General features: G+C 64.5%; 14 protein-coding genes. 8 read left to right on the top strand and 6 right to left on the bottom strand.

The features are described from left to right. Window positions 1-104: 104 nt before the first annotated feature. Together ABWV23_RS13675 and ABWV23_RS13670 are read right to left on the bottom strand one after the other, a co-directional pair. Window positions 105-473, bottom strand: a complete 369-nt coding sequence (locus ABWV23_RS13675; RefSeq protein WP_353348655.1) for an ATP-binding protein — start codon at window positions 471-473, stop codon at window positions 105-107. Window positions 474-581: 108 nt separating this feature from the next. Continuing rightward, complete coding sequence (locus tag ABWV23_RS13670; protein WP_353348653.1) at window positions 582-920, bottom strand: STAS domain-containing protein; 339 nt, start codon at window positions 918-920, stop codon at window positions 582-584. Between the two features lie 87 nt (window positions 921-1,007). On the opposite strand from ABWV23_RS13670, the gene ABWV23_RS13665 reads away from it, so the two are divergent. After that, a complete protein-coding gene (locus ABWV23_RS13665; RefSeq protein WP_353348651.1) occupies window positions 1,008-2,180 on the top strand; it encodes a thiolase family protein in 1,173 nt (390 codons plus the stop codon). A 56-nt stretch (window positions 2,181-2,236) separates the two neighbouring features. Then, a complete protein-coding gene (gene msrC / locus ABWV23_RS13660; RefSeq protein ID WP_353348649.1) occupies window positions 2,237-2,701 on the top strand; it encodes a free L-methionine (R)-S-oxide reductase MsrC in 465 nt (154 codons plus the stop codon). Here the strand turns inward: msrC and ABWV23_RS13655 are convergent. Next, the gene (locus ABWV23_RS13655) at window positions 2,698-2,880 is read right to left on the bottom strand and encodes a hypothetical protein (protein WP_353348647.1); all 183 of its coding nucleotides are present in this window, start codon (window positions 2,878-2,880) and stop codon (window positions 2,698-2,700) included. The two genes, msrC and ABWV23_RS13655, sit on opposite strands and share 4 nt — an antisense overlap. A 292-nt stretch (window positions 2,881-3,172) precedes the next feature. Here ABWV23_RS13655 and ABWV23_RS13650 point away from each other — a divergent pair, with 292 nt between their 5' ends. Both ABWV23_RS13650 and ABWV23_RS13645 read left to right on the top strand, forming a co-directional pair. Then, window positions 3,173-3,745 carry a helix-turn-helix domain-containing protein gene (locus ABWV23_RS13650; protein WP_353348645.1) on the top strand — a complete coding sequence of 191 codons (573 nt, stop codon included), beginning with the start codon at window positions 3,173-3,175 and terminating at the stop codon, window positions 3,743-3,745. A 23-nt stretch (window positions 3,746-3,768) separates the two neighbouring features. Beyond that, entirely contained in the window at window positions 3,769-6,216 is a 2,448-nt protein-coding gene (locus ABWV23_RS13645) for a GcvT family protein (RefSeq protein ID WP_353348643.1), read from the top strand. 434 nt (window positions 6,217-6,650) lie between these two features. Here ABWV23_RS13645 and ABWV23_RS13640 read toward each other — a convergent pair whose 3' ends face one another. The 3 genes from ABWV23_RS13640 to ABWV23_RS13630 are packed head-to-tail and all read right to left on the bottom strand — an operon-like array spanning window position 6,651 to window position 8,749. Then, window positions 6,651-7,163 carry an Lrp/AsnC family transcriptional regulator gene (locus ABWV23_RS13640; protein WP_353348641.1) on the bottom strand — a complete coding sequence of 171 codons (513 nt, stop codon included), beginning with the start codon at window positions 7,161-7,163 and terminating at the stop codon, window positions 6,651-6,653. Continuing rightward, window positions 7,160-8,020: a VOC family protein gene (locus ABWV23_RS13635; RefSeq protein ID WP_353348639.1), complete on the bottom strand. Its 861-nt coding sequence runs from the start codon at window positions 8,018-8,020 to the stop codon at window positions 7,160-7,162. Before ABWV23_RS13635 ends, ABWV23_RS13640 begins: the two co-directional genes overlap by 4 nt. Window positions 8,021-8,038: 18 nt before the next feature. Next, window positions 8,039-8,749 (bottom strand): SDR family oxidoreductase, encoded by a 711-nt coding sequence (locus ABWV23_RS13630; protein WP_353348637.1) that lies wholly within the window; start codon window positions 8,747-8,749, stop codon window positions 8,039-8,041. A gap of 198 nt (window positions 8,750-8,947) precedes the next feature. Between ABWV23_RS13630 and ABWV23_RS13625 the strand changes: the two genes are divergently transcribed. The 4 genes from ABWV23_RS13625 to ABWV23_RS13610 all read left to right on the top strand — a co-directional run bounded on the left by ABWV23_RS13625 (window position 8,948) and on the right by ABWV23_RS13610 (window position 14,129). Beyond that, window positions 8,948-10,543 carry an ABC transporter substrate-binding protein gene (locus ABWV23_RS13625; RefSeq protein WP_353348635.1) on the top strand — a complete coding sequence of 532 codons (1,596 nt, stop codon included), beginning with the start codon at window positions 8,948-8,950 and terminating at the stop codon, window positions 10,541-10,543. A gap of 81 nt (window positions 10,544-10,624) precedes the next feature. Then, window positions 10,625-11,614 (top strand): ABC transporter permease, encoded by a 990-nt coding sequence (locus ABWV23_RS13620; protein WP_353348633.1) that lies wholly within the window; start codon window positions 10,625-10,627, stop codon window positions 11,612-11,614. Then, the gene (locus tag ABWV23_RS13615) at window positions 11,611-12,486 is read left to right on the top strand and encodes an ABC transporter permease (RefSeq protein WP_353348631.1); all 876 of its coding nucleotides are present in this window, start codon (window positions 11,611-11,613) and stop codon (window positions 12,484-12,486) included. The genes ABWV23_RS13620 and ABWV23_RS13615 overlap by 4 nt, the downstream gene beginning before the upstream one ends. Next, window positions 12,483-14,129, top strand: a complete 1,647-nt coding sequence (locus ABWV23_RS13610) for an ABC transporter ATP-binding protein (protein ID WP_353348629.1) — start codon at window positions 12,483-12,485, stop codon at window positions 14,127-14,129. Before ABWV23_RS13615 ends, ABWV23_RS13610 begins: the two co-directional genes overlap by 4 nt. The last annotated feature ends 2 nt before the right edge of the window (window positions 14,130-14,131 follow it).

Raw genomic sequence — 14,131 nt, 5'->3', positions numbered from 1 at the left:
CACGGCACCGAGGGAAGCTTGTTGCAGCTACATCCCCTTTGTCACCCGGCAATCGGGCAGCAGTTGGGAGCGATTGCGGCGGTTTCAGGGCGCGCGCCGCCGGATCACCCGTTTGCTTCGGTCAGGCGAAACAGCAGCGATAGCAGGTTTCGTCCGTTCCTGCGCTCGTAGCGGACGTGATCGGTCAGCTGGTGAATCAATCCCCAGCCGAACCCGCCCTCGGGTAATTCGTTGCGGGGGCGGTCCAGGTCGAGGCACGATTCCCGCGGGACATGCCCGCCGGGCAACGGCCTGCCGTTGTCACTGAGCGTCAGTTCCAGCGCGGTTTTCGATAACCGGGCGCGGACCGCGATCTTGTGCCCCTTGCGACCGCAATAGGCATGTTCGATGACATTGTTGACCGCCTCGGCAAAGGCGATCTCCACGTTCTCCGCCGCCTTCGGCGGAAGGCCCATCGCCTGCAATCGTGCCATGACCCCGGCGATTCCCTCGCGCGCGGCCGGGCTGGCTGCTTGGAACTTATGTGAAAACTGTTGTGACATCGGACAGGCGGGCCAGCCGGCTTCGGGCAGAACCGGCTGTCATGCTCCAAGCTCGGCCATCGCGTCGTCCAGCGACGGAAACAGGGTGAAAACGGTATCCATCCGGGTCAGGCGAAAGACCTTTTCCACCATCGGCGACAGGCCGGCCAGATCGAGCCGGCGCCCGGCGCCCATTTGTTTCATCGCGGCGACGATGGCGCCCAGCCCGCTGGAATCGATGAAGGAAACCGATGACAGGTTCAGGATCACCCGGTCCGGCCCCCCCTCGGTCTCCAGGCGCATGCGATCCTTGAACTGAATGGCGACGGCGGCATCGATCCGGTCCGCCTGTACGGTGACGATGCGCGCATCGCCCTGCCGGGTGCTGGTCAACTCCATAACGGTCCTTTGGTGGCGTTTTCGATGCGATCAGGCTAGACCGGAATCGTTACCAATCTGTTGTCCGTCTTGAGGGGAGGATGTCGAATGAAAGAGGTCGTGATCGCGGGGGCGGCGCGGACGCCGATGGGCGGATTCCAAGGCATGTTCGATGGCGTTCCCGCCGCCGAACTGGGCGGCGCGGCGATCCGCGCGGCGCTGCAGGGGGCCGGGACGGAAACGGTGGACGAAGTCCTGATGGGATGCGTGCTGCCGGCCGGCCAGGGCCAGGCGCCGGCGCGTCAGGCCGGGTTCGCCGCCGGGCTGGGCCAGGAGGTGCCGGCCACCACGCTGAACAAGATGTGCGGATCGGGCATGAAGGCGGCGATGCTGGCCTGGGACCAGATCGCGCTGGGCAATCACGACGTGATGATCGCCGGTGGCATGGAGAGCATGTCGAACGCGCCCTACCTGCTGCCCAAGATGCGCGGCGGGGCGCGGATCGGCCACGGACAGGTGATCGACCACATGTTCCTGGACGGGCTCGAGGATGCCTATGACAAGGGGCGCCTGATGGGCACCTTTGCCGAAGATTGCGCCGAGGCGTTCCAGTTCACGCGCGAGGCACAGGACCAATATGCCATCGCTTCGCTCGACAACGCGCTGGAGGCCGAGCGTTCCGGTGCCGTCGAGGGCGAGATCACCCCGGTCACGATCCACGCCCGCACCGGCGAAGAGGTCCTGACCCGCGACGAACAGCCCGGCAAGGCCCGGCCCGAGAAGATTCCGATGCTGAAACCGGCCTTTCGCAAGGATGGCACGGTGACGGCGGCGAACTCCTCGTCGATCTCGGACGGGGCGGCGGCACTGGTGTTGGCCTCGCGCGATCATGCCGAGGCGCAGGGGCTCACCATCCGCGCCCGCATTCTCGGCCATGCCTCGCACGCACAGGCTCCGTCGCAGTTCGCCACCGCCCCGGTTCCGGCGGCGCGCAAACTGCTCGACCGGATCGGTTGGACGATCGGCGATGTCGACCTGTGGGAGGTCAACGAGGCCTTTGCGGTAGTGCCCATGGCCTTCATGCACGAAATGGGCATTCCGCGCGACATCATGAACGTCAATGGCGGCGCCTGTGTTCTGGGCCATCCGATCGGCGCCAGCGGCGCGCGGATCATGGTCACGCTGCTGAACGCGCTTGAAACGCGCGGGCTCAAGCGCGGGGTCGCCGCGATCTGCATCGGCGGCGGCGAGGGCACCGCCATCGCCATCGAACGGGTCTGACCCGAGGGTCATTCGGGGGCCGGTTGCGGCCCCCGGCGCAGGAAAAGGGGCCGCCCATGCGCGTCGACTACGACAGCCTGTCCGGGACCATCGCCGCGCTAACCGATGGAGAGACTGATCCCATCGCCCTGATGGCGACCGTCGCCTGCGAGGTGCACCAGTCGGACGACCGGTTCGACTGGACCGGGTTCTATCGCGTGGTGGCGCCCGAGTTGCTCAAGATCGGCCCCTACCAGGGCGGGCATGGCTGTCTGACCATCCCGTTCGCCCGTGGCGTTTGTGGCGCGGCGGCGCGGACCGGCGCGGTGCAGCTGGTGCCGGATGTCGAGGCATTCGCCGATCACATCGCCTGCGCCAGCACCACCCGCTCGGAACTGGTGCTTCCCGTGCGTGACGGCTCCGGGGGGCTGATCGGGGTGTTCGACATCGACAGCAACCTCCCGGATGCCTTCACCGAACAGGACGCCCGGGCGCTGACGGCGATCCTCGACCGGGTCTTCGCGCAGGTCGCAGTGGATTAATCGAACCGCGCCAGCCGGTCGATCTGGGGCGCCATGGTGCACCATCCATCCGCCTCGGTCAGAACCCAGACGGCCTTTCCCTCGGTGGCGTGGACGGTGATCCGCCCGGCGTCTGAGGAAATCAGCCCCGGGTCCAGCAGGTTCAGAAACAGCGCGAGCGCTTCTGCGGTCAGGCACATTTTCCGCATCTCCTTGCAATCGGTTCCGCGGCGCAGCTTGGCCTCCCACGGCTGAGCCGTCTCCAGTCTATCCCGGCGCCGGGTCTGCCGGGCATGGAAAATGCTGCGGCGCAGAAAGTATGGTGGCGATTCCGTCCCAAAGGCGCTTCGGTGCTTATGAACCGGGCGTTGACCGGACAGCGGATCGGGAAGAAACGCAAATCGTTATGAAAAAATGGGTGAAATTTTCACCGAATCACGCAATCATGAAAAATGACGATGAATTTTCACGGAAACGAGGGGTGACAGGGGCATGAACCACGCGCCGCCAGATCGACCGCAGGGACTGGGTGCCGACCTGCGCGCGCTGCGCCGCGCCCGCGGGCTGACCCTAGCGGAACTGGCGGAAACGCTCGGTCGCTCGGTGGGCTGGCTCAGCCAGGTCGAGCGGGACATGTCGGAACCCTCGATCGCCGACCTGCGCCAGATCGCCGCCTGTTTCGACGTGCCGCTGTCGCTGCTGTTCGGTGCGGCCCGCGCCCCGGCGGAGGAGCAGGGCTATGTGGTGCGCGCCGGGGCGCGGCGGCCGATGGGGCCGGGCGACGACGGGCTGGTCGAGGAATTGCTTTCGCCCGACCTGACCGACGATTTCGAGGTAATCCACTCGACCTTTCATCCCGGCACGCGACTGGAAACGGCAACGCAGCGCCCGACGCAGGAACTTGCCTATCTTGTCACCGGGCGGCTCGATCTCGAGATCGGCACGCGCGCCTTTACCATCGATTCCGGCGACACCTTCCGCATTCGCGGTGAACCGTTCCGCTGGGCCAACCCCTACGCCGAACTGGCGGTGGCGATCTGGGTCATCGCCCCGCCGGTCTATTGATCCGCCAGCAAGGAGCCGATCCCATGTCCAACCTTCCCACCCAGGCCCGCGTGGTCATCATCGGCGGCGGTGTCGTCGGCTGTTCGGTCGCCTATCACCTGACCAGGCTGGGCTGGACCGATGTTGTCCTGCTGGAGCGCAAACAGCTCACCTCCGGCACCACATGGCACGCCGCCGGCCTGATCGCGCAGCTGCGCGCCACCGCCAACATGACCAAACTCGCCAAGTACAGCCAGGAGCTTTACGGCGAGCTGGAGGGCGAAACCGGTGTCGCCACCGGGTTCAAGCGGGTCGGGTCGATCACCGTGGCCCTGACCGAGGAACGCCGCGAGGAACTGTGGCGACAGGCCGCCATGGCCCGCGCCTTTGGCGTCGAGATCGAGGAGATCACCCCCGACGAGGTCGGCGCGCGCTATGCGCACCTGAACCTCGACGGGGTGTTGGGCGGGGTCTACCTGCCCAAGGACGGGCAGGGCGATCCGGCCAATATCGCGCTGGCCCTGGCCAAGGGAGCGCGCCAGCGCGGCGCCATCGTCCGCGAACGGATCAAGGTCACCGGGATCGCCCGCAACCACCGTCGCGTCACCGGTGTCGACTGGCAGGGCGAGGATGGCAGCGACGGGCACATCGCCTGTGACATGATCGTCAACTGCGCCGGCATGTGGGGGCATGAGGTCGGGCGCGTGGCCGGCATCAATGTGCCGCTTCAGGCCTGCGAACATTTCTACATCGTCTCCGAGCCGATCGCCGGGCTGACGCAACTTCCGGTGCTGCGGGTGCCGGATGAATGCGCCTATTACAAGGAGGACGCGGGCAAGATCCTGCTGGGCGCCTTCGAGCCGGTCAGCAAACCCTGGGGCATGGGCGGCATCCCCGACACATTCGAGTTCGACCAGCTGCCCGAGGATTTCGACCATTTCGAACCGATCCTGGAACGGGCGGTGAACCGGATGCCGATGCTGGCCGATGCGGGGATTCATACCTTTTTCAACGGACCGGAGAGCTTTACGCCCGATGATGCCTATCACCTCGGGTTGGCGCCCGAGATGGACAACGTCTGGGTCGCCGCCGGCTTCAACTCGGTCGGCATCCAGAGCGCGGGCGGCGCCGGCATGGCGCTGGCACAATGGATGCAGGACGGCGAAAAGCCCTTTGACCTGGGCGACGTCGACATTTCGCGGATGCATCCCTTTCAGGGCAACAAACGCTATCTCGTCGAACGCGCCACCGAGACGCTGGGCCTGCTTTACGCCGATCACTACCCGTTCCGGCAAAAGGCCAGCGCGCGGGGTGTGCGGCGCTCGCCCCTCCACGCCCACCTGGCCGAACGTGGTGCGGTCTTTGGCGAGTTGGCGGGGTGGGAGAGGGCCAACTGGTTCGCCCGGCCCGGTCAGGCGGCCGAGTATGAATACACGTGGAAACGGCAGAACTTCTTTGACAACGTGGCCGGGGAACTGGCCGCCGTGCGCGGCGGGGTCGGCATGTACGACATGACCAGCTTTGGCAAGCTGCGCATCGAGGGTCCCGATGCCGAGGCTTTCCTTAACCACGTCTGCGGCGCCGACTTGTCGGTGCCTGCGGGCAAGATCGTCTATACCCAGTTTCTCAACGCGCACGGCGGGATCGAGGCCGACGTTACCGTCACCCGCCTGTCCGAGACCGCCTATCTGGTCGTCACCCCCGCCGCGACCCGTCTGGCCGACGAGACCTGGCTGCGCCGCCACCTGGGCGAGTATCGCGCGGTGATAATCGACGTGACGGCGGGCGAGGGTGTGCTGGCGGTGATGGGCCCCGATGCGCGCAAGCTGATGCAGTCGGTGTCGCCGGGGGATTTCTCGAACGCCACCAACCCCTTCGGCACCGCGCAGGAGGTCGAGCTGGGCCTTGGCCTTGCCCGTGTGCATCGCGTCTCCTACGTGGGCGAGTTGGGCTGGGAGATCTACGTGAGCGCCGACATGGCGGCCCATGCCTTTGAAACCATCTGGCAGGCCGGCGAGGGGATGGGCCTCAAGCTCTGTGGTATGCACATGATGGATTGCGCCCGGATCGAAAAGGCGTTCCGCCATTTCGGCCATGACATCACCTGCGAGGATCACGTGTTAGAGGCCGGGCTGGGCTTTGCCGTCAAGACAGCCAAGCCCGATTTCATCGGCCGCGATGCGGTGCTGCGCAAGAAGGAGGCCGGGCTGGACCGCCGCCTTTTGCAGTTCCGCCTGACCGACCCCGAGCCGCTGCTCTATCACAACGAACCGATCCTGCGGGATGGTCAGATCGTGGGTTACCTGTCTTCCGGCGCTTATGGTCACCATTTGGGCGGGGCGATCGGGATGGGCTATGTTCCCTGCACCGGCGAAACCGCGCAGCAGGTACTGGCCTCGCGTTACGAGATCGACGTGGCCGGCTCCCGCGTGGCCGCCGAGGTCTCGCTGAAACCGATGTACGATCCCAAGTCGGAACGCGTGCGCGCCTGATCGGTGTCGATGTGCCCGGGGGGCAACTGCCCCCTCCCTTCCTTCCACTCCACATATCCCCGCCGGAGGCGCAATGGGGAGCGTTGCAACCATTTGAAATCAAGCCGTTATGGCTGCGGCGTTCCTCGATGATCCAGAATTTTCCCTCGTTCTAACATGGCCTCGATGACCGCATCTTCGTTGGTCAAACCCTTGAACTGTCCGGTTGGCATTGACGTCAGGCACATGGTGTCATGGCGAAAACCTCATGAAAGAATACCATAAGCTGCCGCGCCCAGGATCGGGTCGACTGACAGAGGACTTCTTCTCTCAGAACCGCCTTGCGCCCTTCGAGCGCTTCGAATGCTGACTCATCCGGCGTTTCCTCTCTCCGCTTGCCCGCTCGGAAATCCGTCATGTTGTCGACCCGCCCCGCTGGTGGCCAAGCGACGGGATCACAGATAGGTCGTCGGGACGGCAGTGGTGAATTTCAACTCTTCCATCGAGATCATCGAATTGACCTGGCTGAACTCGAGTTTGCGGATCATCTGCTTGTAGACCGAGTCATAGGTGGCAATGTCGGGCGCCACGACCTTGAGGATGTAATCGACCGTGCCGGTGAGCCGGTAGGCCTCGACGACCTCGGGGATCTCGTCGATCAGGTCGCGGAACTTGTGCAGCCAGTCGATCCCGTGGTGCGAGGTGCTGACGCCGATGAAGACGGTGAGCGGCACGTTGGCCCGGGCCTGATCGACCAGGGCCACGCGTTTCTTGATGACACCGGCCTCCTCCATCCGCTTGATGCGCCGCCAGCAGGGGTTGGCGGAGAGGCCGACGGCATCGGAAATGGCCTGAACCGGGGTGTCGCTGTCGTTCTGCAGGATTTCCAGAATGCGCCGGTCGATCTCGTCGAAGGTAATGCTTTCGATCGGTTTCGAACCGGTCTTGCGACGGCGGGGTTCAGTCATGCGGGAACAAACTCCAAAAGGACACCTGCGGAAAACTCGGGGGCGACGGCGAGGCCGGTGGCGGTCTCGCGGAAGGTCACCTGCGACGCTAGCAGGCAATCTTTTGCGGAATCAAGGCTTTGAACCTTGACGCGCAGCACGGTGAACCCGCCCTTGGCGGTGGCGGAGAGGTCAAGATCGGGATAGCGGGCCGCCATGCGGTCGGCCGTTGCAAGGATCAGCGGCGCCGAGTTCGGGCCGGTCGTGACCGTGGTGAGCCCGTCCTCGGGACTGACGGACCCCTTGGCCCAGAGCCGGGCGAAGCGGGCGGCATCGCTCTCCGGCGTTTCGGAGATGGCGAGGATCGCATCGAGGCCGCAGGCGGTGTTGGCGTGGGTCAGAAGCTCTGGCACCCAGACGGTGTCGCGGGTCTTGTGTTGACACATGAAGACCATGCCGAGCGGCAGGTCGTCCGGGGTGAAACTGACGGTGGAAAAGGCCGCGATGCCCTCAGACCCATCGGGTAGGGGAACGGGACGCGAGAAACTTCCCAGCCCCTGTGTCGCGATGCCAAGCTCGGAGAGCGCCTCGGCGGCCTGTTCGGCGCTGTCGATCCGGCAGGCGATGGCATGCAGCCCCTGGCCCTTGGTGGCCAGCATCGCGCGGCGGGCGGCGTTCAACTCGGTCGGTTCGAGGACGCCCAGAAGCTCGAAGTAGTCCTCGGGGAACATGATGGTGTAGTTGGCGGTACCCTTGGCGGCGGAATGGGTGCCGCGCGGCGAGAGGGTGAAGCCGAGCGCCGCGTATTGCGCGGCGGCGGCGTCGAGGTCATCGACGAGGGCAAAGCAATGGTCGATGCCTTTGACGGGATGGGTCATGTGGGTATCTCCGGGAAATTATGTGCGGACGGGGGACAGGACGATTTCGGGAAGGCAGATGCCTGGCTGCATCTCGGCCACGAAAAGCGCGGTTTTCGCCATGTCTTCCGGCTGGATCATCGCGGCCATTTTCGCAGCGTCGAAGCCGGGGCGCTTGGCGAGCAGGGGGGTAGCGACCTCGGCGGGGCAGAGTGCGGTTGACCGGATGCCGTTCTTGCCCTCTTCGTCGTTGAGGCTGAGCGACATGTCGGACAGCGCGTGTTTCGAGGCGCCGTAGACCACGCCGCTCACCGGCGAATGAAAGCGTCCGGCCCAGCTCGAGGTGTGGATCATCACCCCGTCCTGTTGTTCGCGCATGATCGGCAGGCAGGCGCCGATCACGTTGAGCGCGCCGGTGATATTGACGTCGATCACCTGGTCCCAGCTGTCCCAGTCGAGGTCGGCCCAGCTGCGCTTGGGGATGTTGAGCCCGGCGTTGTTGCACAGCACGTGCAGACCACCGCCCCAGTCCGCGACCTTCCGGGCGATTTGCGCCATGCCGTCACGATCGGTCACATCGCCCGGCACGATCAGTGCGGCCTCCGGGTCGGGCAGGGTGGCGGCCACGGCCGCGAGGCTGTCGCGCCCGCGTGCCGTGAGGGCCACGCGATATCCGGCGTTTGCAAAGCGCTGCGCCATGGCGGCGCCGATTCCAGAGCCGGCGCCGGTGATCCATGCGGTTCTTGCCATGTTTTGTGTCCCAGTGTTTTCAATCATAAGGGGATGGTAACACCAACTTTTAATCATTGTGTAGAATTTTTTTCCAAACTTGTGTCAAAAGTTGGGTTTTGATGTTGACTGACACAGGGTGCTGCCGTCAGGTAAGGTGGCAACACCACCCCATGAGCCCGTTCAGGGCCGATCAACCGACCAAGGGAGCCAGGAAAGATGACTTCGAAGATGAAACAGGCGGGGCTTGCGCTCGCCATGACCGGGGCCCTGAGCTCCGTGGCCTTGACGGCCCGCGCAGAGGAAGAGGTCCAGAAGGGCGGCACCGCCGTCATCCACATGATTTCCGAACAGCGTATTCTGAACCCGGGCCTACGCGCCTCCACCGGTGTTTACAACATCACCGGCAAGATCATGGAGCCGCTGATCGACAAGAGCTATGACGGCTACGAGCCGGTGCTGGCGACGGAATGGTCGGGCTCGGAAGACGGCAAGACGATCACGCTGAAGCTGCGCGAAGGGGTCAATTGGCACGATGGCGAGCCGTTCACGTGCGATGACGTTGCCTTCTCCGCCATCGAACTCTGGAAAAAGCTGCTGAACTACTCCTCGGCGCTGCAGGCGAACCTAGAGAGCGTCGACTGCCCCGATCCGCATACGGCCGTGTTCAACTACTCCAAGCCGATGCCGATCGAGCTGTTCGTGGCTGCCATGCCCGACCTGGGCCACCCGGTGCCGAAGCACCTCTACGAGGGCACGGACATCCTCAAGAACGAGTACAACACCGCACCGGTCGGCACCGGCCCGTTCAAGTTCGTCGAATACCAGCGCGGGCAATACGTTCTGGCCGAAAAGAACGAGGATTACTGGCGCGAAGGGTTCCCCTATCTCGACCGTATCGTCTGGCGTTTCATCAAGGACAAATCCGCCGCCGCGGCCGCGCTGGAAGCGGGCGAAGTGCAGGAATCTGGCTTTATCGGGGTCTCGATGGCGGACGTCGACCGGTTCAGCAAGGACGACCAGTTCGATGTCGGCACCATGGGGTATGAGAACAACGTCGCCCACTCGACGGTGGAATTCAATCACCGCAACCCGATCATGGCCGATCTGAAGGTACGCCAGGCGATGTATCATGGCCTCGACATCGACTATGCGATCCAGACGATCATGCATGGCTTTGCCAAGCCGGGCCGCGGTCCTGTCCCGAGTGCGGGCGGCATCAACTACACCGACGACGTGCCGACCTATGACTATGATCCGGAACTGGCCAAGAAGCTGCTGGACGAGGCGGGTTACCCGGTCAAGGACGATGGCTATCGTTTCCACCTGCGTCACCGCCCGGCGCCCTGGGGCGAATACACCCAGCTTTGGGCCGAGTATTATGCCCAGGCAATGAAGGAAATCGGCATCGATGTGGAGATCCTGACCAACGATGCGCCGGGCTTCCTGAACGGCGTCTACCGCGATCATGATTTCGACACCGCGAACGGCTGGCACCAGTTCCGCTCGGACCCGGCGGTTTCCACCATGGTCTGGCTGCGTTCCGGTCAGCCGGAAGGCACGCCCTGGACCAACCAGTTCGGTTGGAAAAGCGATGAAATCGACACGATGATCGACGAGGCGGCCTCCGAGCTCGACGTCGAGAAACGTGCCGCGATGTACCACGAGATCCAGGCCAAGGCGATGGAAGAGCTGCCGGTGTTCTTCGCGATCGAACACCCGTTCATCTCGGTTACTTCCAAGAAGCTGCACAACCACCACAACACCCCGCGGTGGAACTCCTCGAGCTGGTACGACCTGTGGATCGAGCACTGACTTGATCCCTGGCGGGCGCGGTTCCCCTCGCGCCCGCCGCCTTCCTGCCCCTTGCTTATGATCCCGAAGGATCCAAGAACAATGACTTTGCGTATGCCCCCAATCCTGACCTACGCGCTGCGGCGCCTGGTCCAGGCCATTCCCGTGGTCATCCTGATCATGATCGGCACGTTCCTCCTGCTCAAGCTCGCGCCCGGCGACACGGTCGATGCGCTGGTCGGCGACATGGGCGGGGCCGATGCCGCCTTCATCGCCCGGCTTCGGGCGGAATACGGGCTTGATCAGCCGATCTGGGTTCAGCTCTGGCGCTACATGACCAAACTGGCCACGTTCGATTTCGGTTGGTCCTTCGTTTATGAACAGCCGGTCTCGACTGTCCTGATGGAACGTCTCGGCACCACCCTGCTGCTGATGGCGGCATCGCTGAGCATCGCCTTCACGGCGGGCATCGCGCTGGGCGCCATTGCTGCGCGCCGCGCCTATTCCGCGACCGACAACCTGATCTCGGTCCTTGGCCTCGTGTTCTATGCGACGCCGTCGTTTTTCCTGTCTCTGATGCTGATGCTGGTCTTTTCCGTCAAGCTCGGCTGGCTGCCGGTGGGCGGAATCAAGACCATCGCCGCCTTCTACACCGGCTGGGATCACGTCTGGGACGTGGCGCGCCACCTGATCATGCCGACGGCGGCGTTGTCGCTGATCTACCTGGCGTTCTACCTGCGCCTGATGCGGGCCTCCGTGATGGAGGTCGCTGATCTCGACTATGTCCGCACCGCCCGCGCGAAAGGGGCCAAGGAAGGCCGCCTGATGATCCACCACATCATGCGCAACGCGCTTTTGCCGGTGGTCACGCTGCTGGGGCTGCAATTCTCCACCGTGCTGGGCGGCTCGATCGTGGTCGAAACCATCTTCACCCTGCCGGGGCTGGGGCAGCTTGCCTACCAGTCCGTCGTGCAGCGCGACATGAACACGCTGATGGGCATCATTTTCCTCTGCGCCATCATCGTCGTCGTCGTCAATTTCCTCACCGACCTGCTTTATGCACGTCTCGACAGCCGGATCGAACTCGCATGACCCTTGCAGATGCTCAAATCGCCCCGCCCGAGCCGCCGCGCTACGTGATGTTCTGGCGCCGCTACAAACGCAACCGCGCCGCGCTCCTGGGGTTGGTCCTCTTTGCCGTGGTGGTGCTCATGGCGCTGTCGGCGGGGTTCATCGACCCCGGTGACCCGCTGCGCCGCGCCGGCGCACCGCTGACCCCGCCCTTCGTCAACTGGGAGACACCGCTGGGGACCGACCAGCTGGGGCGCGATGTGCTCTCCGGCGTGTTTTACGGCGCGCGCATCTCTCTCCTGATCGGGGTGGTCGCCACGCTGGTCGCCATCGTCATCGGCGTCGTGATCGGCGCCCTGGCCGGCTATTTCGGCGGCTGGGTCGATGACGTTCTGATGCGCGTCACCGAGGCGTTCCAGACGATTCCGAACTTTGTCCTGCTGCTGGCGCTGGTCGCCATCATGGGCTCGAAGATCGAATGGATCACGCTGGCGATCGGGATCGTCAGCTGGACCGCGCCGGCCCGCATGGTGCGCGCCGAGTTCATGTCGCTGCGGGGCCGCGAGTTCGTCGATGCGGCGCGCAATCTCGGGGTGTCGAACACCTCGATCATCTTCCGCGAGATCCTGCCGAACGCCCTGCCGCCGATCGTGGTCTATGCCTCGGTCATCATGGCGTTGTCGATCCTGATGGAAAGCGCACTGGCGTTCCTGGCGCTGGGCGATCCGAACTATGCCAGCTGGGGCAACATGATCGGCCAGGGTCGCGCGGTTCTGCGCTCGGCGCCTTATTGCGCCGTGATCCCCGGCATCGCGATCATCCTTACCGTGCTCTCCTTCTCGCTTCTGGGCGAGGGGCTGAACGACGCGCTCAATCCGAGGCAGAAGAAATGAAAAAGATACCTCGATCCGTACTCGAACTTCGCAAGCTGGAGATCTCGCTGCCCAAGGGGGCTGACCGCCCCTATGCGCTCGAGTCGCTCGATCTGACCATCAAGGCCGGCGAAATCGTCTGCCTGGTGGGGGAGAGCGGCTCCGGCAAGTCACTGTGCGCCGGGGCGATCATGGGCCTTTTGCCCGAACCGCACGTGCGCGTCACCGGCGGCGCGATCCGGTTCATGGGCGAAGAGCTGCGCGGCAAATCCGAGGCGCAGATGCGTGGCCTGCGCGGCGCTGATATCTCGATGATCTTCCAGGAGCCGATGACCGCGCTCAACCCGCAGAAAACCGTGGGCTGGCAGATCGACGAGGTGCTGCGCCTGCACACCAAGATGAACAAGGCAGAGCGGATGGCCCGCGCCATCGAGATGCTCGAACGGGTGCACATTCCCGATCCGGCTTCGGCCTACAACGCCTATCCGCACCAGATCTCCGGCGGGCAGCGGCAACGGGTGATGATCGCGATGTCGCTGGTGCTGTCGCCGAAGCTGATCATCGCGGACGAGCCGACCACGGCGCTCGACGTGACCACGCAGTTGCAGATCCTCAAGCTGATCCGCGAGTTGCAGGACGATGAAGGCGCCGGGGTTCTGTTCATCACCCATGACTTCGGCGTGGTGGCGGAGATCGCCGACAAGGTCGCCGTGCTCTGTCGCGGCGAGCTGGTCGAAAGCGGCACCACCGACGAGGTGCTGAACCATCCGCAGCATCCCTATACCAAGGCGCTGATCGGGGCGGTTCCCGCACTGACGCCGCCGCCGGTCAAGGCGGCCTCCGAGGCGCCGGTGGTGCTCAAGGGCACCGGGCTGAAAAAGACCTTTGCCGCAAGGGGCGGAATGCTCTCAGGCAAGCGCAAGGCGGTGACGGCGGTCAAGGACCTGAGTTTCGAGCTGCGCCAGGGCGAGACCCTGGGCGTAGTTGGCGAAAGCGGGTCGGGCAAGACTACCGTCTCGCGGATCGTGACGCGCCTGCTGGAGTGCGACCAGGGCTCGGTCGAGCTGGACGGGACGGACCTTCTGGCCGCCACGCCGAAAGAGCTGCGGGCGCTGCGCCAGCATATCCAGATGGTGTTCCAGGACCCGATGGCCTCGCTCAATCCGCGCAAGCGGGTGGTCGACCTGATCGCGCAGGGCCCGATCGTGCATGGCGCCAATCCCGCGAAGGCCCGGGAGCAGGCCAAGAAGCTGTTGGAGCTGGTCGAGCTTTCGCCCGCCGCCGCCAACCGGTTCCCGCATGAGTTCTCCGGCGGACAGCGCCAGCGGATCGGCATCGCCCGTGCGCTTGCGCTGGAGCCCAAGGTGATCGTGGCCGACGAGCCGGTCTCGGCGCTGGACGTCTCGGTGCAGGCGCAGGTGCTCAAGCTGCTCGCGGACCTGCGCGACAGGCTCAACCTGTCGCTGCTGTTCGTGACCCACGATCTGCGGGTCGCGGCGCAACTCTGCGACCGGATCATCGTGATGCAAAAGGGCGAAATCGTCGAAAGCGGGCTGACCGCCGAGGTCTTTGCCAACCCGCAGCACCCCTATACGCAGAACCTTCTGTCATCCATCCCCGGCCGCGACTGGACCCCCCCGTCGCTGCAGCCGGATGCCGCCTGAGG

The organism is Aquicoccus sp. SU-CL01552 (assembly GCF_040365005.1).
Taxonomy (GTDB): Bacteria; Pseudomonadota; Alphaproteobacteria; order Rhodobacterales; family Rhodobacteraceae; genus Antarcticimicrobium.
The sequence above is the reverse complement of the archived record's forward strand: the minus strand, read 5'-3'. Positions and strand labels throughout refer to the sequence as shown.